Source organism: Altererythrobacter sp. H2 (assembly GCF_035319885.1).
GTDB lineage: Bacteria > Pseudomonadota > Alphaproteobacteria > Sphingomonadales > Sphingomonadaceae > 34-65-8.
In genome coordinates this window covers 1,622,350-1,645,499 of the sequence record NZ_CP141285.1, presented here as the reverse complement: position 1 = coordinate 1,645,499, position 23,150 = coordinate 1,622,350, and the positions used below count along the sequence as shown (strand labels likewise).

At 61.7% G+C, this 23,150-nt stretch carries 18 protein-coding genes and 1 tRNA gene; 9 read left to right on the top strand and 10 right to left on the bottom strand.

Features of this window, described 5'->3' with window-relative positions:
• Window positions 1-25: 25 nt before the first annotated feature.
• Genes U4960_RS08330 through U4960_RS08290 form a run of 9 tightly spaced genes read right to left on the bottom strand, consistent with a single transcriptional unit; the run spans window position 26 to window position 8,143 of the window.
• Window positions 26-196 carry a hypothetical protein gene (locus U4960_RS08330; protein ID WP_324260192.1) on the bottom strand — a complete coding sequence of 57 codons (171 nt, stop codon included), beginning with the start codon at window positions 194-196 and terminating at the stop codon, window positions 26-28.
• Window positions 193-960 carry an MBL fold metallo-hydrolase gene (locus U4960_RS08325; protein WP_324260191.1) on the bottom strand — a complete coding sequence of 256 codons (768 nt, stop codon included), beginning with the start codon at window positions 958-960 and terminating at the stop codon, window positions 193-195. The genes U4960_RS08330 and U4960_RS08325 overlap by 4 nt, the downstream gene beginning before the upstream one ends.
• Window positions 957-1,748 (bottom strand): TatD family hydrolase, encoded by a 792-nt coding sequence (locus U4960_RS08320; protein ID WP_324260190.1) that lies wholly within the window; start codon window positions 1,746-1,748, stop codon window positions 957-959. Before U4960_RS08320 ends, U4960_RS08325 begins: the two co-directional genes overlap by 4 nt.
• On the bottom strand, window positions 1,748-3,310 hold the full coding sequence (metG, locus tag U4960_RS08315; RefSeq protein ID WP_324260189.1) for a methionine--tRNA ligase: 1,563 nt from the start codon (window positions 3,308-3,310) through the stop codon (window positions 1,748-1,750). The genes U4960_RS08320 and metG overlap by 1 nt, the downstream gene beginning before the upstream one ends.
• The gene (locus tag U4960_RS08310) at window positions 3,303-4,265 is read right to left on the bottom strand and encodes an AAA family ATPase (RefSeq protein WP_324260188.1); all 963 of its coding nucleotides are present in this window, start codon (window positions 4,263-4,265) and stop codon (window positions 3,303-3,305) included. Before U4960_RS08310 ends, metG begins: the two co-directional genes overlap by 8 nt.
• A complete protein-coding gene (tmk, locus tag U4960_RS08305) occupies window positions 4,262-4,903 on the bottom strand; it encodes a dTMP kinase (RefSeq protein WP_324260187.1) in 642 nt (213 codons plus the stop codon). Before tmk ends, U4960_RS08310 begins: the two co-directional genes overlap by 4 nt.
• Window positions 4,897-6,090, bottom strand: coding sequence for a D-alanyl-D-alanine carboxypeptidase family protein (locus U4960_RS08300; RefSeq protein WP_324260186.1), 1,194 nt, complete (start codon window positions 6,088-6,090; stop codon window positions 4,897-4,899). Before U4960_RS08300 ends, tmk begins: the two co-directional genes overlap by 7 nt.
• 30 nt (window positions 6,091-6,120) lie before the next feature.
• Window positions 6,121-7,131, bottom strand: a complete 1,011-nt coding sequence (locus U4960_RS08295) for an SPOR domain-containing protein (RefSeq protein ID WP_324260185.1) — start codon at window positions 7,129-7,131, stop codon at window positions 6,121-6,123.
• Entirely contained in the window at window positions 7,115-8,143 is a 1,029-nt protein-coding gene (locus U4960_RS08290; RefSeq protein WP_324260184.1) for a lytic murein transglycosylase, read from the bottom strand. The genes U4960_RS08295 and U4960_RS08290 overlap by 17 nt, the downstream gene beginning before the upstream one ends.
• 130 nt (window positions 8,144-8,273) lie before the next feature.
• On the opposite strand from U4960_RS08290, the gene U4960_RS08285 reads away from it, so the two are divergent.
• The 3 genes from U4960_RS08285 to U4960_RS08275 all read left to right on the top strand — a co-directional run bounded on the left by U4960_RS08285 (window position 8,274) and on the right by U4960_RS08275 (window position 10,997).
• Window positions 8,274-8,363 (top strand) — tRNA-Ser (locus U4960_RS08285).
• Between the two features lie 139 nt (window positions 8,364-8,502).
• Window positions 8,503-9,615, top strand: a complete 1,113-nt coding sequence (locus U4960_RS08280) for a tyrosine-type recombinase/integrase (protein ID WP_324260183.1) — start codon at window positions 8,503-8,505, stop codon at window positions 9,613-9,615.
• Window positions 9,616-10,082: 467 nt separating this feature from the next.
• Window positions 10,083-10,997 (top strand): ArdC family protein, encoded by a 915-nt coding sequence (locus U4960_RS08275; RefSeq protein WP_324260182.1) that lies wholly within the window; start codon window positions 10,083-10,085, stop codon window positions 10,995-10,997.
• A 101-nt stretch (window positions 10,998-11,098) separates the two neighbouring features.
• Here the strand turns inward: U4960_RS08275 and U4960_RS08270 are convergent, their stop codons facing one another.
• Window positions 11,099-11,926: a hypothetical protein gene (locus U4960_RS08270; RefSeq protein ID WP_324260181.1), complete on the bottom strand. Its 828-nt coding sequence runs from the start codon at window positions 11,924-11,926 to the stop codon at window positions 11,099-11,101.
• A 108-nt stretch (window positions 11,927-12,034) separates the two neighbouring features.
• Between U4960_RS08270 and U4960_RS08265 the strand changes: the two genes are divergently transcribed.
• The 6 genes from U4960_RS08265 to U4960_RS08240 all read left to right on the top strand — a co-directional run bounded on the left by U4960_RS08265 (window position 12,035) and on the right by U4960_RS08240 (window position 23,140).
• A complete protein-coding gene (locus U4960_RS08265) occupies window positions 12,035-12,895 on the top strand; it encodes a hypothetical protein (protein ID WP_324260180.1) in 861 nt (286 codons plus the stop codon).
• Between the two features lie 576 nt (window positions 12,896-13,471).
• A complete protein-coding gene (locus tag U4960_RS08260) occupies window positions 13,472-14,443 on the top strand; it encodes a hypothetical protein (RefSeq protein ID WP_324260179.1) in 972 nt (323 codons plus the stop codon).
• A 32-nt stretch (window positions 14,444-14,475) separates the two neighbouring features.
• The gene (locus U4960_RS08255; RefSeq protein ID WP_324260178.1) at window positions 14,476-14,931 is read left to right on the top strand and encodes a hypothetical protein; all 456 of its coding nucleotides are present in this window, start codon (window positions 14,476-14,478) and stop codon (window positions 14,929-14,931) included.
• A gap of 114 nt (window positions 14,932-15,045) precedes the next feature.
• Window positions 15,046-16,083 carry a hypothetical protein gene (locus U4960_RS08250; RefSeq protein WP_324260177.1) on the top strand — a complete coding sequence of 346 codons (1,038 nt, stop codon included), beginning with the start codon at window positions 15,046-15,048 and terminating at the stop codon, window positions 16,081-16,083.
• 50 nt (window positions 16,084-16,133) lie between these two features.
• The gene (locus U4960_RS08245; RefSeq protein ID WP_324260176.1) at window positions 16,134-21,191 is read left to right on the top strand and encodes a hypothetical protein; all 5,058 of its coding nucleotides are present in this window, start codon (window positions 16,134-16,136) and stop codon (window positions 21,189-21,191) included.
• Entirely contained in the window at window positions 21,191-23,140 is a 1,950-nt protein-coding gene (locus U4960_RS08240; RefSeq protein ID WP_324260175.1) for a proprotein convertase P-domain-containing protein, read from the top strand. Before U4960_RS08245 ends, U4960_RS08240 begins: the two co-directional genes overlap by 1 nt.
• Window positions 23,141-23,150 lie beyond the last annotated feature (10 nt).

The following is a 23,150-nucleotide window of genomic DNA, read 5'->3' as shown; positions in this document are numbered from 1 at the left end:
AGGCGACGGGATCGCTCCTTCCCTTTTAGCCAGAAAGGAACGAGATAAGCAGCGTCAATCCGGCAAAAATCGCACCCCAGATCAGCATTTGCCGGACCATTTCCCGCCATTCGAGCCGGTAAGAGGCATAAGCACTCACAACCAGCACCAGCACGGCGACCAGCGACACAACCTGCAAGGCATCAAAGCTGTTCATGCGATGACCTCCAGGCCATCATAGCCGACCAGCACATTTGGCGGAACCTCACCCGACAGCGTTGCGTAATCCATGCTCTTGTCCAGATGGGTCAGCACCGTCACACCGGCACGCGTCCTCTTCGCAAGTTCAAGCGCCATGCCCAAATGCGCGTGGGTCGGATGCGGCTCTCGTCGCAGGCAATCGGTAACCAGCACATCCACGCCATCCAACAAATCAAGCATGGGGTCGGTAATGGCACTGAAGTCCGTCACATAGGCAGCTGATTTTCCGTCACAATCAAAACGGAAGCCGGTCGTCTCAGTCGGTCCATGCGGCATCTGGCAATGGGCGATCCCGAACCCGGCACAAAGCCGGACCCTATCGAGCGTGTCGAGGTTGACGATCGTCGGATATCCATGCTGCCCGGCAAAGACATAGTCGAACCGCTGCCTCAGCCGCCGGACTGTCTCCTGCGAACCATAACCCGGAATAGCGGCGCTGCGACCATATCGCAGCGGACGCAGATCATCGATGCCGTGACAGTGATCGGCATGGTCATGCGTCCAGAACACACCGTCGATCCGGTCGATGCCGTTAACGAGAAACTGCTGCCGCAGGTCAGTCGACGTATCGACCAGCAACCGCTGTCCTGCCGCACTTTCCACCAGGACGGAAACCCGGGTTCGCCTGTTCCGCGGCTCCTCCGGATCGCATTCGCCCCAGTCATTCCCGACCCTCGGGACGCCGGTCGACGTGCCGGAACCGAGAATCAGGACTTTCACGTGGCTGACCTGTTGGCAACCGCCTTGCCGAACAACGCAAAGAAATTGCGGGTGGTTATTTCGGCAAGGTCACATGGTTCCATTCCGCGCAAGCCCGCGACGAACGCAGCCGTGTCCCGAACGAAACCGGGCTCGCATGGTTTGCCGCGGTGCGGGACCGGGGCGAGGAATGGGCTGTCTGTTTCTACCAGCAACCGATCTTCGGGTATTTCTTTCGCAATTTCCTGCAGTTCGCGGGCATTCTTGAAAGTAACGATACCTGAGAGCGAAATCGTCAGGCCAAGATCGAGCACCCGGCGACCGAAACCTGCTGAGGCGGTGAAGCAGTGGATCAGCGCCGGAAATCCGCCCTTCCCCAGTTCGTCTTCAAGGATTGCGACGGTATCAGCCTCTGCATCGCGTGTGTGGATAATCAGGGGAAGTCCCGTCTCGCGGGACACGCCGATATGCATCCGGAAAAGGTCGCGCTGAACCTGCCGGTCAGACTTGTCGTAATAGTAGTCGAGCCCGGTCTCACCGATGGCAATCACCTTGGGATGTTCGGTCGCCTTGCGCAGGGACTCGGCGCCAAGATCGGCGTGCTGGTCTGCTTCGTGCGGGTGGATGCCAACGCTGGCCCAGACATCGGGCTCTCGCTCGGCGGTTGCGATCACCCGGTCCCATTCGCTCAGGCGGGTCGAAATGTTGAGGAAGCCCCCCACCCCGGCTTGGCGCGCCCGCGCCAGCACGGCAGGCTGGTCATCCACCAGCCCGCGATATTCAAGATGGCAATGGCTGTCGATCAACATCAGGCTGCCTCGTCCTCCGGCATGTCCAGCCTGGGGAAAACGCCTTCCGGTTTATCAAGCACGAAGCTTGATGCAGCCAGGCGTTCCAGCCAGTCCGGATCAGCGAGCGCGGCAAAATCGCGCTCTCTGGCGGGCACGCCCATCTGATCGAGCAGGCGATCGACCGAGCCCGGGACGACCGGACGGACCGCAATTGCCAGGGTGCGGACCTGCCGGAACAGCGTCATCAGAACCGCATTCATCCGGTCGGGGTCGGTTTTGCGCAGCGCCCAGGGTGCCTGTTCATCGACATACTGGTTGCAGGCGAACACCGCCCGCATCCACTCTTCGAGGCCCACCGAAAAATTCAGCCCCTCGAACTCCCGCGGAAGGACAATTTGGCATGCCTCATCGACAACAGCGGCAAGCTGGACATCGGCTTCCGAAAGAGGAAGCCCCGCCTCAATATGCCCGTCCATGTTCTTGAAAATCATGGAGAGAGTTCGTTGTGCGAGATTGCCAAAGCTGTTCGCCAGTTCCGCATTGGCCCGCGTGACAATGGCTTCAGGCGAATAGCTGCCATCTTGCCCGAAAGCGACTTCGCGCATGAGGAAATAGCGCAGCGGATCGACCCCGAACCTTTCGGCCAGCGCCAACGGATCAGTCACATTTCCGAGCGACTTTGATTCCTTCTGGCCCCGATTGAGCAGGAAGCCGTGGCCGAAGACTTTCTCCGGCAAGGGCAGGCCGGCACTCAACAGGAAAGCAGGCCAATAGATCGTGTGAAACCGCACGATGTCCTTGCCGATCAAGTGCAGATTCGCTGGCCAGAACGTCCGCCAGAGCTCTGTATCATCAGGATAACCTAACCCGGTCAGGTAGTTGGTCAGCGCATCGACCCAGACGTACATGACATGACCGTCACTGCCGGGAACCTTGACACCCCAGTCGAAGCTGGTGCGACTGATCGAGAGATCGCGCAATCCGCCAGACACGAAGGCCACCATTTCATTGCGGCGGCTTTCAGGCTCGAGGAAGCCTGGGCTCCGAAGCAATTCGAGCAAAGGCTGCTGATAGCGCGAAAGGCGGAAGAACCAGGACTCTTCGACCGTCCACTCAACCGGGGTTCCCTGCGGCGAGAGTTTCTCTCCACCCTCGCCGTCGACCAGTTCCTTTTCGTCGTAGAACGCCTCGTCCCGGACAGAATACCAGCCTTCGTAGCGATCGAGGTAGAGATCGCCGTTGGCCTCCATCGCCTGCCAGATTGCCTGGCTGGCCCGGTGATGATCGTCCTCCACGGTGCGGATGAAACGGTCATGACTGATATCAAGAGCGGCGCACATCTGCTGGAAATAGGCCGACATTTCATCAGCCAGTTCGCGCGCGGTTTTCCCTTGCTCGGCAGCCTTGCGGGCCATCTTGAGGCCGTGTTCGTCGGTGCCGGTCTGGAACCGCACTGTTCGGCCAAGCGCCCGCTGGAACCGCGCGATAACGTCGGCTGCAATGGCCTCGTAGGCATGGCCGATATGCGGCGGTCCGTTCGGGTAGCTGATGGCGGTGGTTATGTAATAGGGATCAGACATCGGCCCGCTCGCTAGCGGTCGCGGCATTGGCAAGCAAGGTGCCGATTTCCATCGCAAGCAAGCCGGGATCGAAATTGTAGACCGGCACCTGCCCTGCGAGGGTCACGAGCTGGCTGTGGGCTTCGATCAAAGCTGCCAGACGCCTGCCTTCAGTCCGGCCTGCCTCATCTGCCACGACAGCGCGTGCCAGTTCAAGAATTGCCTGAACCCGCTCGCGCGACGGGCGACCGCCGATCTCCCCGGCCAGCTGGCCCCTCAGGCTGAAATCGGGATCGCCCTGTGACAATATCCGTCGGATCGGAACATCCACCTTGCCGAGCTCCTGCCCGACAAAGGCAAGCGCCGCTCCGGGAGAGCCCGCTGCGGCAGCGACCGCAGCCTTACGGGTTGCAACATCCGCATCGGGCGCCGCCTCTGCCAGCCACCGATTGATGGTATCGTCCGGCAAGCCGGAGAAACGCAGGACCCGGCAGCGCGAGCGGATCGTCGGGAGCAGTCGCGCCGGTTGATGAGCCACGAGCAGGAAGAAAGTCCCCTGGGGGGGCTCCTCGAGGCTCTTGAGCAAGGCGTTGGCAGCGCCCTTCTCCATGTCATCCGCCGGATCGATGATCACCACACGCCGGCTACCCAACGTGGGCCGGGTGGCGAGCCGTTGCTGCATCGCCCGGATCAGATCGACCGGGATATTGCGTTTGAGTTCAAAGGGCTTGCCTTCATCGCGCTTCTTCGCCTCCTTTTCGTCTTTCGGAGGGTGGCTCAGCAGCAGGATGTCCGGGTGGTCACCCTTGGGCTGAGTGACGCCAGGTTCGGCCACCAGTTCGCGCGCGGCCGCGAGCCCAAACATGGTTTTGCCCAGCCCGCGCTTGCCTGCCAGCAGCCAGCCATGATGCATGCGAGGCCCGGCCATGGCCGCACGCCACTGGTTCCAGGCGTCCTCGTGCCCGAGCAAGGTCATGCGGCTGGTTCCAGCATATGGCCCAGGGCTTGAAGGACGCGGCTGTGAACCTCTTCCGGCGTACCATTGCCATCTACCACCCGGAATGCGCCCGGATCGCCCTGGGCCAGCGCTCTGAAGCTGGCGGCAACCTGCGCATGATAGGCCGCGTCGCGGCCGCCGATGGCGTCACTGTCACCGCCGTCTCGCTGGGCAAGCCGGGCGCTGACGGTGCCAGCGTCAACGTCGACGAGCACAGTGCAATCCGGCCGGACTCCGCCACTGCCCAACTGGTGGAGCGCAACAATGGTTTCATCGCCCAGCCCGCCTGCACCGCCCTGATAAGCCCTGCTCGAGTCCACAAACCGGTCACTGATGACCCACGCGCCACGTTCCAGCGCCGGCAGGATCAAGCGGTCGACATGATCGGAGCGGGCAGCAGCAAACAACAAGGCTTCGGCGCGTGGATACCACCCGTCCCCTGGTGGAGCGAGGAGCAAGGTGCGGATTGCTTCCGCTCCGGGTGTGCCGCCGGGCTCGCGGGTAGCGACGACATCGAAACCGCGCTCCGCAAGTGCCGCCACCAGGAGCCGCGCCTGGGTCGATTTCCCGGTGCCCTCCCCACCCTCGAATGCAATAAAGGTTCCGCGCTCTACCACCTGAAAAGTCCGGCTAATCCGTTTTTAAACCGCGTAATCGAACCGGCTTTTCCGACGTCCTGTGCGGCATAGAGCGGGGCGTGGGATGTAGGCATCCCGGCAACCGAGATTTCGAGGTCGGCGACCTTTTCACCCTCGGCGATCGGCGCGCGCAAGGGGCCATCGTAGCGTATGGTGAGCGTCACGTCCGGGTTCCCGGACGCATCAGGTTGCGCGGCACTTATCGGTGAATTTCCGGCCATGAGCGGCACCGAAAGCACCTCCCCCCCCTGCACAAGCGCCTGGCCAATCACTTCCCCGCTGGCGAACAGCACGCGCGCGCGGGTGCGGGCGAACCCCCACTCGATAAGGTCCCGCGCCAGACGGTTGCGCGCGCGGTTGGATTCTGCCCCGGCCACCACCATCATCAGCCGCCGCCCGTCACGCACGGCCGATCCCAGGAACCCATGCCCGGCCTGATTGGTGAACCCCGTCTTGATGCCATCGGCGCCATTAACGGACCCGCTTATCGGATCGCGATTCGGCTGGGAAATTCCATTGTAGCTGAACTCGGCTTGCCCGATGTAGCGTGCATAGAGTTCGGGATGCCGGCTGATCATGGCGCTGCCCAGCACGGCCAGATCCCGGGCAGACGTGAAGGTACGGCCTTCGTCTGCCCAGCCGTTGGGCGTGCCGATATGGCTGTCGCGCATGCCCAACTCGCGCGCGGCCACGTTCATCCGGGCCACCCATCCGGCAACCGATCCGGCCGCTCCCTCTGCAAGAACAACCGAGCCGTCGTTGGCAGACACAGTGGCGATCCCGCGCAGCAGATTGTCGACACTCACTGTCGATCCGGCAGTTATGAACATGGTCGACCCAACATTGTCCCAGGCGCTGAATGCCTGATCCGAAATCGGAAAGTGCTGGGATGGATCGAGTTCGCCGGCTGCGATCATCTCGAACGCGACGAACAGAGTCATGACCTTTGTGATGGATGCCGGAACGAACCGCCGGGTATCATTGCGGGCATGAAGTACCGCCCCGGAAGACAGGTCGACCAGATAGGCTATCGGTACTTGCGGGTCGGTGGGAACCGCTTCTGCAAATCGCGCTCCTGACGGTGGACGCGGGTCCACGCTGCCGGCGGCGGATGCGACCAGAAGACTGCCAGCTGCGATCGAGGCAAATGCTACTTTGACTTGCATGACTCCCGCCGACGGACGGGAGCCGACGGCCTAACCTGCTGTGAAAACGCGGGCGTCGCTATAACCCGCCTCCCGCACCTTGGCGAGGGCAGCATCGGCCTGTCCCCGGGAAGCATAGGGGCCGGTCCGGACGCGGTACAGACTGCCCGACTGGGTAACGAACCCTCCAAGCCGGTTGGCCGCCCGCTCGGCATTGGCCTTGCTGGAGAACGCTGCTGCCTGGACGACGAATTGGCCCACGACAGCGGTTTCTGCCGCCGCTGGGCGGGATGCAGGCGCCGTTTCCTGGCTCGCAAAAGACCTGGCGGCAGCTGCATTGCCCGACCCGAGTGGATAAAGAGTATTTGGACGGCGGCCTCCGCCCGGTTGCGGTGCAACCTCGACGTTACCCGCCTCAACCGGTCCGCTTTGCGCATCAGAGGCCTGCGGCGGCGGTGGAGTGGCGCTGGCGGCTACCTGAACCGGCCCGCTGCCAAGCTTGCGCTGGAGGACCGTCAGAAGTGAGGCGGGCGTGTCCATCCGGTCGCTGGCCATTCGCCCCGCGCGCAGCTCTGCACGTTCAAATTCGGCAGGGTTGACGCGGCGCACCCGCACCGGGGCGTTATCTGCTGCCCCCAGCAGAGCCTGTGCGCCGGGAGACAGGGCGATAAGCTTGCTGCCCGACATCGGTCCGCGTCGCTCCACCCGTGCCAGAATAGTCCGGCCGGTTACAAGCTCCGTCACTTCAACATAGCTGGGTAGCGGCAATGTTTTGTGCGCCACGGTTATGCCCTGCCCGCCTTCGGGATCGGCCACGGCGTAACCGACTGTATCGTAGTTCATGGAATCGACGGGAACGTATTCGCGGCCGTCGACCGTGAACGGGTCTCCCAGCACCATCGGATAGTCACCCTGCGGGCCTGCCGCTTCCGCTGCGGTTAGCGGATACCCGGTGCCCACGAGGCCACCGTTGGCAGCAGGCAGCAAGGAACAGGCACCGAGGGCGCCAGTCGCACCCAGCAGGACGATGACCCTGATCAGGCCTTCATTTGGCAATCTCATCTGCAAGCAACCCCACACTCAGCGCGTAGTAATTCGAGCAGTTATATTCGAGGATAACCCTATAATTTGCAGTTAAGAGCCAGGCTGGCGTGGCGGGGCCATCGGGCTGGAACAGCGTCGCCATCACATCATCCCCAATCGCAGCCTGGGGCTGAACCCCCCGTGCGCGCCACTCCCGGACTGAGAGCCATCGGCTGTGCCGTTCATGGACCCTGCTGCAGGTCGGCGCTACGAGCTTCTGCTGGACCCCGTTCCAGTCGAAATTCGTGGGGACAGTCGTCCTCACACCCCACGGCTGCCCGGTGCGCCAGCCTGCGTCGCGGAAATAATTCGCAATGGAAGCAAGGGTGTCCGCCCGATTGTTGAAAATGTCTGCACGGCCGTCCCCGTCGCCGTCCACCGCCAGCCGAAGATAGACGCTGGGCAGGAACTGCGGGTTGCCGAAGGCCCCGGCCCAGCTACCCACCAGATTGGACCGGGGGTAGCCCTTGTCAGCCACTTTCAGCAGATCGACCCACTCTCGCGCAAAAAGGTCACGGCGCCGCCCTTCCCATGCCAGCGTGGCGAGCGAACGGGACAGGTCGAAATCGCCCTTGTAGCTGCCGTAATTCGATTCCTTGCCCCAGATTGCCACCAGTACGCTTCCCGGCACGCCATAGCGGCGCTCGATCGAAGCCAATGTGCCGCTGCTGCCATCAAGGACATTGCGCCCGGCATTGATCCGCTGCGATGTCACATGGCGGTCAAGATAGGGCGCGACCGCAGGAAATCCCGTCCGGGTCGGCGTTCCGGGCTGCGACCGGTCAAGCTCGATCACTCGCATGTTGGGGGAGAGGTCTTCAGTCATGCGGCTGATCGTGGACTGGCTTACGCCCTCAGCGCGGGCACGCGCCATCAACACCTGGAGATAGGCATCGAAATCCATGTCCTGCGCTGCGGCTGGCACCGGAGCAGACATCGGAGCGGACAAGGCAAACAGGGCGGAGGCGAGAATGAGGCGACGAGCAAGCATGGCCTTTCTTCGCATAGACGGGGGGGCGAACAAACGTTTTTCGACAGCCTCCCCCGTCAGAGCGGCAAATACCCGCTGCACGATAGAGGCGTGACAAAAGCGAAGCTTGAAGCTAGCGGGCCGGTGCAGCGGACAGGTGGCAGAGTGGTTGAATGCACCGGTCTTGAAAACCGGCGAGGGTGAAAGCCCTCCGTGGGTTCGAATCCCACCCTGTCCGCCACCGGCCCTCCCCAACAAAATCCAAATTGTGCCGAAAACGGCAGAATTCTGCCATTTGTCGGCGCAATCGTGTTCCATTGCGTGCCATCCGAATGCATGGTAACCCACGCCTCGTGTGGTAATTAGTGTGGGAGCAAAAGATGGGGCGTTTGTCGGCATCAGCAGTCAAGGCGGCAAAGCTCCCCGGACGCTATGGCGATGGGGATGGACTCTATCTGCTTGTGGGCCGTTCCGGGTCACGATCCTGGGTCTGCCGAGTCCAGAAAGATGGCAGGCGGCGCGACATCGGGCTTGGCAGCGTGAAGAAAGTTTCGCTCGCTCTGGCACGTGAGCGCGCCGCCAAAGTGCGCAGCCAGATCGAAGCCGGGATCGACCCGATTTCGGAACGACGCAAGGAAGCTGGCATTCCCACCTTCCGCGAAGCCGCCGACATGGTCTTTGCCGAAAACAAGAAGAACTGGCGCAACCTCAAGCACCGCGACCAGTGGCTGAACACCCTCAAGGCCTACGCCTATCCCCATTTCGGGGAAGTCGCGGTCAGCAACATCGACGGGCCGATGGTGCGGGACGCTCTGGTCGCCATCTGGCTCCAGAAGCCTGAAACGGCGCGGCGACTGCGCCAGCGCATTGTGACGGTGATCGATTGGGCAGTGGCGAAGGGCTATCGCGATGTGTCCCTGCCTTTGGCGGCCATGAACCGCTCGCTGCCCAAGATCAAAGCCAAGCCCAATCATCGCACCGCCCTTCCCTATGCCGACGTGCCAGCATTCGTTACCCGCCTGCGCGAAAAGGAAAGCGCCGCCCGCCTTGCCTTTGAAGCGCTGATCCTGACCGCCGCGCGCTCCGGAGAGATACGGCTCGCAACGTGGGATGAAATTGACCTTGATAAGAAGCTTTGGAACATTCCGGCCGACCGCATGAAGGCCGGGCCCGAACATGTTGTCCCGCTATCCGATGCCGCCGTCAGGGTCTTCGAGAAGGCCAAGGAATACCGCGAAAAGCGCAGCAATCTGGTGTTCCCCGGCGCGCGGTCAGCCAAGCCGCTTTCCGACATGACCCTGACCAAGATTTGCCGCGACATGGAAATTCCCGCCGTGCCGCACGGGTTCAGGTCGAGCTTTCGCGACTGGGTGGCCGAGGAAACCGACTTCGACGGAACAATTGCCGAAATGGCGCTGGCTCACACCATCGAGAACAAGGTCGAAGCGGCCTATCGCCGTGGCAACCTGCTGGAGAAGCGGCGCGGCATGTAGAAGCGCATCCCGACCAGCGATGCTTTGATGTTCTGCCCCGCCAAACTCCCCAAGCCCCTCGCGATCTCACAGATATTGCTGTGGAGTTTACCATCTACGGACGGAAGAGGAAGTCTCCCGATAACCCGGGCGTCCCCTCCGGGCCGGGCTGGACTTGCTGGCGCAACGGAACCGGCGTCGCCGTTTCCGCCCATTCGGGTTTCCATCCCTGACGCAAATTGAGGGCGTGCGCTTGCGCCCGCCCGCTGATGCGCGCCGCCAGCGGCGCGGGTTTCGTCTGTTTCGAGGAAGAAAGAGGCGCTGCCTCTCTCTCCCTGCAAGGTGCCGGTTTGGGGCCGTGGCTCACTGCGCTGCGCCCGCACCACCCCCGGCACCGGACCTTGCCCCCACTCTCTCCGCCCCTCGCCGGGTCGGCAGGGGTCATGCGCGGCATGACCCGCTGCGCGGATTGGAAGGGAGTAAGCAACATGACCAGACAGACCACGAGGCAAGACCCCCATAGTCGGATCACCGACCGCATTCTGACCGAACTGGAACAGGGCACCCGCCCCTGGATCAAACCATGGAGCGGCGGCGATATGGCCGCAGGAGGCAGGGCGCGGCCCCTGCGCGCCACCGGCCAGCCCTATCGCGGGATCAATGTTCTCCTCTTGTGGATGGAGGCGCAGGCATCGGGCTTTGCCAGCCCATCGTGGATGACCTACCGGCAGGCGCAGGCCTTCGGCGGACAGGTGCGCAAGGGCGAAACCGGCGCGGCGATTGTCTACTATGGCGACAGCCAGAAGACCGTGCATGACGAGGCGAGCGGCGAGGACAAAGCGCAATCGTTCCGTTTCCTGAAGACCTACACCGTTTTCAATGTGGCGCAGATCGACGGCTTGCCCGAGCGGTTTCAGATTGTGCCGGAGCCCGCGCCCGAGGCCGAGCGGATCGATGCCGCTGAGGCATTCTTTGCCCGGCTTCCTGCCACCGTGCAGCATGGCGGCGACAAGGCCTATTACATGCCGTCAGCCGACCGCATCCAGCTTCCGCCCTTCGCAGCATTCCACGAGCCCGAGGGGTACTACGCCACACGAGGCCATGAAACCGTGCACTGGACCAGCCACAAGACCCGCCTTGACCGCAGCTTTGGCCGCGAGAAATGGGGCGATGAAGGCTATGCCCGCGAGGAGCTTGTGGCCGAACTTGGCGCAGCTTTCCTTGCCGCCGATCTTGGCCTTGCCCTTGAACCGCGCCCGGATCATGCCAGCTACATCGCGAGCTGGATCAGGGTTTTGCAAAACGACACCCGCGCCATCGTTCAGGCCGCAGCCCATGCCGAGCGCGCGGTTGCCTATCTTCACCAACTGGCCAATCCCGAAGAGGTAAAAAAGGCGGCATAGCCGCCGATGATGGAGGCCGCCCCGGTCGGGGCGGCCACTTCGTTTGCCCGCCCTGCCCGCCCCGGATTTTTGCCGCTCCCTGCGGTCGCGGCCAATGCACGTCAATTAGAATGTTTAGGCGGTTCGAGGCCAAGAGATTGCGCCCTTTCCCGTAACATTCTGTCCCGCCTGCCCTCAAATAGACTCTGGAAATTCTTAAGATATACGCGCAGGAACTCTCGTTCGCGCCCATGCTCTTTCGCCTTTCTCAATATTACAGCGACACGCCACGCATAATAAGGGGGCGGAGCCTCACCAACTGAAAACCACCGATCAAGACAGTGCTCGATTATCTTTATTTGTTCGACGAGATCGTTGTTGATGGCTTTCAATTCGGTACGGAAATTCTCTTCCGACTGATTGAGTATCGGCGGCGCATTGGTAGCCTCTCCATAGGTCAAACCCTCAGAAAGCATCCGTGAAATTTCTTGCGAGCGCTGTTCCCTAGAACTCTCCCAAAGTGCGGCAGCGTCAATTTTTGGAGCCTTGTCGAGTAGGTCAATCAAATCATCGATGCGATCTACTTCTGCTTGAGAAAGAAGGCCGTTTCCTTCTTCATTGATAAATTTTTGCGTATCATCGAGGTTTTTTGTTCGTTTCGATCTTTGCAGAGGTAGATCATATATCATACCGTAAATAGTCTTGAGAAGGTTTGATAATTCCTTATTCATTCTGTGAGCGAACTCAACATCCTCGTGCCGAAGATTGAAAAATTGCGGGGCCTCAATGACCCACTTCATATTTCTTTGGCTCGTCTCTAGTAGCCGCGCAAACCGTCTGAGATCAGTGATTCTTGGGATTTTTTTATCCGATATTGCGGCGGTGAAATTTCTAAGCCGAATTTCAGCTTCTGCCAGCATACGTTGCGAAAGCTCTACACGTTCATTCATTCGTCAATGTTCCATATATGCGCGCCGGAACGTTGCCGAATGCGGTGCGGCAGATGGTTTCTGATACTTTTACGCTCGTGATGCGGCAAAGGGCAAAAGGGAATTACGATGCAATTCTCATCAATCGAACAGGAAGCCATCATACTGAGTGCTGTCATCGGCATGATCGACGACATGGTCAATCACGCGATCTTCTGCCCGCTAGGAGAGAAACTGCACGATACGAACCTGCTCCCGCAAACCTCGGAATCGCTTAGGCTGTTTGGCACTTTGCTGCGTGATTTTCTTTCGCCGGTGAATGCACGTGGAAAAGCCCCGCTTCCTTTCGGACTGCCCAAGCCACCGGAGAACGGCAGGGCTGTCGATCACACCAGCTTATTCTATCTTCAGCGCGTCTGCGACGCCCCGCTAATCGGCAATGATATCGCCCATTTGTCTCGGATCGTAGGAGACTTCAGCGATTGGTTGGAGGACTATGCAGAGGTCGAGGGCGTTTGGCTCGCAAACATTTCCATCGAACTCGATCTGCGTATCAAGCGGATCGATTTCATCCGGATGAGCGGCGACATCGGCAAGCACAATTTTCTCCGGCTTGGTGGCCAAGCCAAGCGCTTGCAGACCATACTCGCGGAAAATGGTGTCACTATCGATGAGAGCCAGGCATATAGCGCACTCCCAGATTGCTGGGATTGGTTCCACACACATTTACTCGGCTTCCATGCGAGCAACATAGCAGAATTTCTGAATAATATTCGCTATGCAATCCGTCTTTACGTCACACCTGTTGCAAAGTCCCGCTACCGCGTGACCAGAAGGATCGATGATTTCGATCACTATATTTTCGAGCGACCAGATCAGATCACAAATGACTTCGCTTGGGCGCAATATTTTGATCTTTTGCAATCATCGTTACAAAAGCCAAATTTCCCGCCGTTCAGCGTCTCCAGCTCCTTCAAAACGCAGTTCTGATCATGGGCACCATCGGCGCTAGCCTGAACGACTGGCAGCTTTCAGTGTGAATGATGTGCTGAGAAAATGACCGCCTTGGGGTCGATTCCAGAACGGCAGATTTTTTTATCAGTGTTGAAGCGGTCATTCTGTTTTAAGGCAGTGCACGCGAACCATTCGGTGCCGAGCATTGATTAAGGGCGATTAACCGATCCTGCCGAAGGCCTAGTTGATGGCACCGGCTTGCTTTTCTGCATCAGCAGGCGCAGCGTGTTTGGGCCCCCAAGGATCACAATGGTTCAGGCCAGAACATTTGGAGGGCCAAGAACGAAGCTACGGGGTCAGCAATATGGCCATCAATTGCTTGATGTTCAGGCCTTCAAATATGGCATGGTTTGGATGTCGCTCCGCAATATGTGGGAGCGGATGTGGGAGCAAATTTCCGGTGCGGGCTTGAAAAACCCCGGAAAAACCCCATTTTTGGAAGATGTTCTGCGGACACCCTGTCCGCCATCAACCATCCCCTGTGGTAATACCTAGTTGAATTTTAAGGCTTCGTCAGCGGTTCGTTAACCAATTGCGGTTACTACGCTGCACATGACAAACGCTGCACTTCGCTTCGCCGCCCTTCTGGGTTCCGCATCGGCCATCGTCCTTGCCTCGCCGGCGCTGGCTGCAGGCGTGCCTGCGGGCACTTTGATCGAGAACACCGCCAGCGCGACCTATTCCACGGGCGGGCCGAGCCAGACGATCGATTCAAACACGGTGACCTTCCAGGTTGCCGAATTGCTGGATGTGGCCGTTGCATCCCAGGATGCTGGCGCCCTTCCCGTTGCTTCCTCATCCGTCCTGACTTTCTCGGTGACCAACTCGGGCAACGGCACGGAGCCGTTCGTGCTCACCGCCGATCCGGCGATTGCCGGCAACGACTTCGACGTGACCATCGACAGCCTCGCAATCGATACCAACGGTAACGGCGTATACGATGCCGGAATCGACACTTTGCTCGCCAATGGCGGCACCTCGGCCAATCTTGACCCCGACCAGTCGATCACTGTGTTCGTTCTGTTCAGCAGCCCAAGCGGAATTACTGACGGTGATACCAGCCAGGTCCGCCTGCTTGCCGAAGCCGAGACAGGCACTGGCACGCCCGGGACGACCTTCGCAGGAGCCGGAGACAGCGGCGTGGATGCCGTTGTCGGCAGCACGGGCGCCGATGACGATGATCTTGGCTCGCTGATTGCCAGCGTCGCCACCGTGTCGCTCGTCAAAAGCGCGGCAATCGTCGATCCGTTCGGCGGCAACCAGCCTGTGCCCGGTGCTATCGTAACCTTTACCATTACCGCCACCGTGGCCGGCACTGGCTCAGTCAGCGATCTGCTGGTTACCGACGTCATTCCGGCATCTACCAGCTACGCGACCGGCACTCTCGAACTAGACAGCGCCGCCCTGACTGACGCCGCCGACGCGGACATCGGCGAAGCTTCTGCTGCCGGCATCGCTGTTGACCTCGGCACTGTCGCAGCCGGCACCACCCATACCGTGACCTTCCAGGTCGCGATCGACTGATTGGGAAACGAACGATGCTAAACCGGATATTTGTGGCGCTTTCCATCGTGCTGGTAATGCAGCTCGCGGTGCCGATGGCCCATGCGCAGCAGCCAGGTGCGGTCGAACTGAGCGGCCAGGTCAAGGTGGCGCGGACGGTCGAGGAAAACGGCGTCCAGCGGACCGTGCTGGAGGACCCGCGTCAGGTGATCCCCGGCGACCGGGTGGTGTTCACCACCAATTATCGCAACACGTCGGCTGAGCTGGTCGAGGACTTCGTGGTCACGAACCCCGTCCCCGGCGCAGTGGCATTGTCGGAAGACGGTGACTTCGACGTGTCCATCGACGGAGCGAAAACGTTCGGGCGCCTCGCCTCTCTTTCGGTGACGCTGGAGGATGGTGCAAGTCGACCAGCCGAGCTGGCAGACGTCACCCATGTCCGGTGGACTTTGGCCCGGCTTGAGCCCGGCGCGAGTGGCGCTGTGACCTACACGGCAACGGTTCGCTGACTACCACCAACTTCAACTTCTTAACGCCGAGGCTGAGGTCACGGCACCACAGGGGAGCACCTATTAATGTCTGGTAAGCGTATACTCTTGGCCTCCATCAGCGCTTTTGCGCTCGTGGCAGGCGCAACAGGCGCAGCAGCCGCTCCGGTCGGCGTCGCCGCCGGGACATCGATCGAGAACACCGTTTTCGTCGATTACCGGGTCAACGGGGTCGATCAGACCCAGGCAACCGCCACGGACGAATTCGTGGTTGACCGCAAGCTCAACGTCACAGTCACATGGCAGGATTCCGCCGCGGTTTCGGTGGCACCGGGTCAGACCGACGTGGTCACCACCTTCCTGGTCACCAACCTGTCAAACGATACGGTCGATTTCCTGCTCGCAGCAGAGCAAGTGACGTCGGATGATTTCGATCCCACCAATGTGCGGATCTATGTCGAGACCGACGGCGTCGCAGGATTCAGCGCGGGAGACACCCTGGCGAGTTCGCTGGCTGACCTCGCCTCAGGCGACGACGCTACCGTCTATGTCGTTTCGGACATGATTGTGACCGTTGGCCCGCCTGCTGTATTGCCGACCGACAGCCAGACAACCAGCGTGATCCTTTCCGCACAGTTTGCCAATGGCGTCACCCAGATCGACGGCTTTGCCGGTTCGGGCGGCACGGCGATCACCGCAGACGATTCTGCGGACGTGGACGACCCCATGGCGGTCCAAGATACCTTCGCCGACGCAGCGGGCGATGCCACTGGCGACGTTGCCACGGACGGCATCCATTCGGATACCGGCAGCTGGATCATTGCCGGCGCCAATCTGACCGCATCCAAGGTCAGCGCAGTGGTCGAAGATCCGGTCAACGGGACCACCAACCCCAAGGCCATTCCGGGCGCAACGGTGGAATACTGCATCGTGGTTGCCAATACGGGCGGTGCTGCCACGGCGACCGACATTCTCGTCAGTGACCCCGTTCCGGCAGGCCTCACACAGACGGGCGCGGTCAACATCACCGGTCCGGTTGCGCTGGCAAGCAATGCCTGCACGGCAACCGTCACTGGCAGCGGCACGTTTGCAGCCGGCGAGGTTACCGGCACGTTGCCTGATCTGACGGGCGGCCAGCACGCGGCCCTCGTCTTCCGCGCGACGGTCGACTGAGAACAGGTTCCGGCCGGCGCTCCGGCGCCGGCCATGCCACTATGGTTCGCTTGAAGTCTTTCCGTGAGCTGGCAGCGGCATTGCTTATCATGCTGCTGCTCGGCCTCACCCCGGCCCAGGCCCAGACCATCACCAACACCGCCCGGGCCACCTGGTCCGAAGGCGGCGCTTCGCGTGCCGGAGGCTCCAACACGGTGAGCATCCCGGTTGTCCAGGCACCGATCAGCCTCCAGACCTACCACCCGTTGGCAAGCAGCAGCAGTTCACTGACGGTTGCTCCGTCCCTGTGCAATGGCACCCCCCTGCCCATCCTGCCCGGTGACGGTTCGTCCGGCGGCGCAGTCTCGGTAGAGGCAACGCAGCAGTTGCGGGCGGGTGAAGTCCTCATCGTGCGGTTCGATGCGGCCATTGCCAACCGCGATCCGGCCGCAGTTGACCAGGTTTCCGTGATCATTACGACAACCCGGGGCGACCGCGAAGTCCTCAGCGTTTTCGAAACGGGTGTAAATTCGGGCGTCTTCACCGGTGCGATCCGGACGCGGTCCATTCCGCCCGGCTTCCAGCAGGGCGATTGCATCCTGAGCGTGGTAAACGGTGAACCGATCACGATTTCCGTGGCACATGACGAGAACTCCGCACCGGTCAGCACAACGGTTGTATCTGTTCTGGCTGACCCGTTCGGCTTCGTTTTCGACAGCGAAGACGGCTCGCTCGTGTCCGGTGCGCGCGTTTCGCTGGTGGACGCTGCCACCGGCGCTCCGGCACAGGTTTTTGCCGAAGATGGGCTGACGCCCTGGCCCTCGACAGTCTTTTCCGGCCAGCCGATCACCGATGGCTCAGGCACGGTGCATCCGATGTCGCCCGGCGAGTACCGGTTCCCGCTGGCTCCATTCGGCAACTATCGGGTGATAGTGGAGCCCCCAGCCCCGTATTCCGCGCCGTCCGTGGCGACGCGGGCGGAACTCGCCACCCTTTCCCGGCCGGACGGTTCCGCCTTTGTCATCTCCGATTCCTCATACGGCGCTCCCTTCCCCCTGCTGACGATCGAACCTGTGCGCATCGACATCCCGGTTGATCGCCCGGGGGTTGCAGTCAGCCTCAGCAAGTCCGCCTCGCGCACACGCGCGCAGCCGGGGGACGCAGTGTTCTACACTGTCACGGTGCGCAATGCCGACAGCCAGCGGGCCAAGCGGAACATCACCCTGACCGATACCCCTTCCCCATGGCTTCGCCTGCGCCCGGACTCGATCCGGATCGACGGTGCTGACGCCGGCAACGCGGTCACCATCAGCCCCGATGGACGCCAGATGACCTTCGCAATCCCTGCGATTGCACCGGGCGCTTCAACCCGGCTGACCTACGCGATGGTCGTTCGGGCGGATGCGCCCGCCGGTCAGGCGCTAAATCGGGTTGAAGCGGTCGACCCGCGTGGCAACCGATCGGTCGCGGAAGTTGGTGTGCGCATTGACCGCGACACGATTGCTTCGCGGATGACGGTAATCGGACGGGTGACGGCTGGTTCGTGCTCGGTAACGGAAGGGCGCATCGGCATTCCCGGTGTGCGGGTGATGCTGGAAGACGGAAGTTTCGCCATCACCGACCGCGACGGCCGCTACCACTTCGAGGGCGTTGTTCCCGGCACCCATGTGGTACAGGTTCAGCGCCAGACCCTGCCCGAGGGTGGCCGCTTCATCGATTGCGACCGTTCGACCCGCAGCGCCGGGAGTGCGATCTCGCGCTTCGTTATTGGCCAGGGCGGCAGCCTGGTGGTGGCAGACTTCGCCGCTGAGGTCCCCGGCTGGGCCCCACGAGCGCCGGCCGGACCGGCTGAAACGCCCACGCAAGCGGAAGCCGAGACCGATGCCCCCTTGGACGGGTCAAGCGCGCGCTCGAACCAGGAAGCCGCCGGCAGCGAGACCGACTGGCTCGAACTGGGCGACGGACCAGCCGAATTCCTGTTCCCGGAACTGGACCATAACCCGCGGGCCCCTTCGGTTCGGGTCGTGGTGCGCCATGAAGTCAACCAGAAGGTAGAACTGACGGTCGACGGCAAGCCGGTCGATCCGGTCGCCTTTGAGGGCGTCAAGGCAGCCAAACGCAAGACCCACGCCGTATCAATCTGGCGCGGCGTGGCCCTGCAGGAAGCAACCACCAGGTTGAGGGCGATCGTCCGCAATGCAGATGGCCAGGTCCACGCAGACCTTAGCCGCGAAGTCGCATTCGTCTCCTCTCCCTGGCGCGCTGAATTGCTGGCGGACCGTTCGCAGCTGGTCGCAGATGGCAAGAGCCGCCCGGTTGCAGCCGTTCGCCTGACGGACCGCAAGGGCCGGCCGATCCGGGCCGGCATGTCCGGCAATGTCTCGGTCAGCGAGCCGTACCAGAGTGCTGCCATGCTCGACCAACTCCAGCTGCGCCAACTGACCGGCCAGGGCTCTGCGTCTTCCAGCTGGACCGTGGAAGGTGATGATGGCGTTGCCTTGATCGAGCTTGCCCCGACCATGGTTTCCGGCCCGCTGCAGCTCGGTTTCAGTTTTGCCGATCGCGATGCAGCGCGCATCCAGAACATCGACACCTGGGTGGTCCCGGGTGATCTTGACTGGACCTTGGTCGGCCTGGCGGAAGGGTCCGTCGGCGCGAAGACGGTGGCTGACAATATGGAGCGCACCGGCCGTTTCGACTCTGATCTGGGTGATGAAGCGCGCGTTGCTTTCTATGCCAAGGGCCGGATCCTCGGCCGCTTTCTGGTGACGATGGCCTATGACAGCGCCAAGCAGCGCGACGACCAGCAATTGCTCGGTGGAATCGATCCGAACGCCTATTACACGGTGTTTGCTGACGGTTCGGATCGCCGGTTCGACGCTGCCAGCCAGGAAAAGCTCTACATCCGGATCGAAAGCAGCACCTTCTACGCGCTATACGGGGACTTCGTCACCGGTTTCGACCAGACCATTCTGGCCCGCTACCAACGCACCGCCACCGGCGTTAAGGCCGAGGGCCTGTTCGGAAACCTTCACGCGCAGGCCTTTGCCGCAGAGACCGCCAGCCGGTATCGCCGGGACGAGATCCAGGGCAGCGGCCTCACCGGCCCCTATCGCCTGAATGACCGCAATATCCTGGCCAATTCGGAAAAGATCGCAATTGAAGTGCGTGATCGGTTCCGCCCGGAACTGATTGTTTCGCGCCGCGAATTGACCCGCTTTCTCGATTACGATGTCGATCTGCTGTCAGGGACTGTGACTTTCCGGGAGCCAGTGTTGAGCCGGGACTTCGATCTCAACCCCCAGTTTATCGTCATCGATTACGAAGTCCTCGACGGGCTTGGCGCCAGGACCTGGAACGGAGGCGTTCGCGCCGATTACACTTTCGCGGATGGCAGCGTCCGCCTCGGTGCCACCGCCCTCACTGACCGCGGTGAAGGTGCCCGGACGGAACTGGGCGCAATCGATCTGCGCGCCCGGATTGGTCATACCACCGAGGTCCGGGCCGAGATGGGCATGAGCCGGCGCGAAGGCGGCAATGCCACGGGCTGGCTCGTCGAAGCGGAGCACCGGACCGGTTCGATCGACCTGCTCGCTTATGCTCGCTCAGTCGATCAGGATTATGGCACCGGGCAGCAGAACGGCGCCGAACTTGGCCGTCGGAAAATCGGTGTGGACGCTCGCTTCGCAGCGAGCGAGCAGCTCTCTTTCGTGGCGAGCGCCTGGCATGACCAGAGCCTGTCCGACGCAGGCGAACGGCAAGCGGTCCAGCTGGGTGCAGCCTGGCGCACCGGCAATACCGACGCCCGGATCGCAGTTGCGCACTTCGCTGACAGCCGGCCCGATGGCACGAAGGGTGATTCCACCGTGATCGAGGCCGGAGTGACGCAGCGCCTGTTGGGCAACCGCCTCGAACTGGGTGCCTCGACCAGCGTCGCTATCGACAAAGCCGAAGCGGTCGACCTCCCCGCCCGCCACCGGCTTCGCGCACGCTATGCCATGACGGACTGGCTGCGACTGGTCGGCAATTACGAGGTGGCCGATGGCGAGAACCTGGACGCGCGCACCTTCAACGGCGGCGTCGAGCTGTCACCCTGGCGCGGCAGCCGGATGCTCGCCACTTTGGGCCAGCAGGATGTCGACGAACTCGGCAAGCGAAGCTACGCCGCCTTCGGCCTCGCCCAGAACTTCCAGGTTACCTCCAGCCTCACCCTTGATGCGACCGTCGATGGCAATCGCGCGCTTGCCGGCGCTGACCCGTTCGACCTGGTCAATTCCGAACATCCGGCAGCGTCGGGCGGCCACTTGGGCGAGTCCGGCCAATTGTTCGAAGACTTCACTGCCGTCACCCTCGGTGCCGGCTGGCGGAAGGACCAGTGGGCGGCAACAATCCGGGCTGAATATCGTGACGGAGAACTCGCCGACCGCAAGGGTGTGACCTTCGGCGTGATCCGCCAGCTGGGCGAAGGTATCGTGGTCGGTTCGGGGGCCACGTGGACCCGGGCCCTGTCGGACACTGCCGCGGAAACCGAAGTGTTCGACGCTGCAATGTCGATGGCATACCGGCCAGACGAATCGCCGTTCGCTGCGCTTGCCAAACTGGAATTCCGCAGCGACCGCGTGGCGGGCGCGGTGGCAGGCGAAACCGGCCCTGCCGGACGGACCGCATTGGCAGTGACCGGCGACGCCAAGGCACAGCGGCTGATCGCCAGCCTCTCGACGAACTGGTCGCCACGCGGCATGGATGATGGCGAACAGGTCCGGCGGACCGAGATCGGGCTGTTCCTGGGAGCGCGCTACAACGTTGACAAGTTTGAAGGATTTGACCTGGGCAGCACAACCGTGCTCGGCGGTTTGGATGCACGCATCGGTCTTGGCGAGCGGGTCGAGATCGGCGGCAGCGCGACTGTCCGCGCCAACCTGGACGAAGGCACCACCAGCTTCGCCATCGGCCCGCAAATCGGTTTCCGTCCGGCAAAGGACACGCTGGTGACGGTGGGCTATAACGTGACCGGCTTTCGCGATCCCGACTTTTCCGCTGCGCGCAGCACGGACAAGGGCCTGTTCGCCTCGGTCCGGGTCAAGTTCGATGCTGACAGCTTCGCCTTCCTCGGGCTGGGGAGGCAGTGATGACTCTCCGGCTCCGCACCGTAATGGTTGCCCTGCTTCGCCTGGCTCTGGTCGTATCGGCCGGCCTTGGCCTTGCGCCCGCGGCCATGGCGCAATCTTCCTTCACCTTCTCGCAGACGACGACGGGCAATATCGACGGCGGCACAACATGCACTGCCCCGCTGGTGCGGAACTTCAGCGTGACCAACACCTTTACGGTGGCCGACGTGAATATCGGCGTTCTTGCGACCCATACCTGGCGCGGGGACCTGCAGATCACCCTCCAGTCACCCGATGGCACCCGGGTACAACTGGTCAACGGCGACATCGACAACATCGACGGAGACAACTTCAACGTCCTCCTCGACGATGCGGCCGCACAGGTAGTGAACACTGACAGCCTGTCAGGGAACCACGCCATCACCGCGCCGCCTTATCAAAACACTTTTCGCCCCAACAACGCTTTGACCGCCTTTAACGGCGGACCATCCAATGGCACCTGGCGCCTGGAAATCTGCGATCTGTTTCCCACAGCCGACGACGGCTCGTTCCGCCGCGCCGACCTGATCCTGACCGCAGCGCCGGCCGCCGATCTGTCGTTGAGCAAATCGCTGATTGGAACTGTGCCGGCGGGTGGAGGCTCCGTGACCTGGCGCCTGACTGTCAGCAACGCCGCATCGTCAGCGCTCGCTGCCGATGGTGTGGTGGTGACAGATATTCTGCCTGCAGGCTTCGTGTTCGGCTCCGCCAGCGGCACCGGAACCTTCAATTCCGCAACGGGGGTGTGGACCGCCGGATCCATTCCGGTCGGCCAGTCGCGAAGCATTGATATTACCGGCACGATCAACGCGAGTGCCGGGGCGACGATCACCAACACTGCGGAGATCACTGCAAGCAGTGCCATCGATAACGACTCCACGCCGGGCAATGGGATCACCACCGAAGATGATTTTGCCTCCGTATCGTTCACGGTTGCCGGAGCCCGGGTTGCAGGGATTCCGCCAACACTGATCTGCCCGGCAGGAAACGTCCTGTTCGACTGGGATCCGTTAAGCTGGGCCGCGGGCAGCACTTCCAACAGCTATCCGCTCTCGACGCTCGGCTCGATCGGGTTCGCCCTCACCAATCCGGGGCTCTGGCTGAACAACGCCGCACTGGGCGGGCAATCGCCCAATTTGCAGACCATCGTCAACGGCGGCATTCTGAACCAGAAATCCCTGGTCCAGCTGGTCGACCTGCCAGACCGGAGCGCGCGGGTCGTGACCACGATTACCCTGCCCAAGGTTATGCAGGGTGCACAGTTTCGCATCTACGATCTGGATTTCGGCGCCAACCAGTTTGCCGATGTGGTGACCGTCGAAGGCCGGCTTGCCGGCGCCAATGTTGCGCCCACTCTCACCAACGGCGTTGCCAACTATGTCATCGCCAACTCCGCCTACGGTGATGCCGCGGCAAACAACGACTCGGCTGATGGCACGGTGGTGGCGACGTTCAGCGGTCCGATCGACACGATCATCATCCGCTATGGCAACCACACTCTCGCTCCCATCAATCCGGGACAGCAGGCAATTTCCCTGAGCGACATCACCTTCTGCCACCCTATCACCACCCTGAACATCACCAAGGCCAGCACCGTGATCTCCGATCCGGTCAACGGGACGACCAATCCGAAGGCAATGCCGGGCGCGCTGATGGAATATTGCGTGACGGTCAGCAACACCGGCACGGTCAGCGCGGCAACTGTCATCGCAACGGATACCCTGCCGCTGGATACAACCTATGTGGCAGGCAGCCTCAGGACAGGAACAAACTGCTCCGGTGCCACTACGGCAGAGGATGACGACAACACGGGGGCCGACGAAACCGATCCGTTCGGGGCATCATTTGCCGCAGGCACCGTCATCGGCCTGGCGCCGGACCTGCCAGCATCGCAGTCGTTCGCCTTCAGGTTCCGGGCGACCGTGAACTGACCAACCGGGT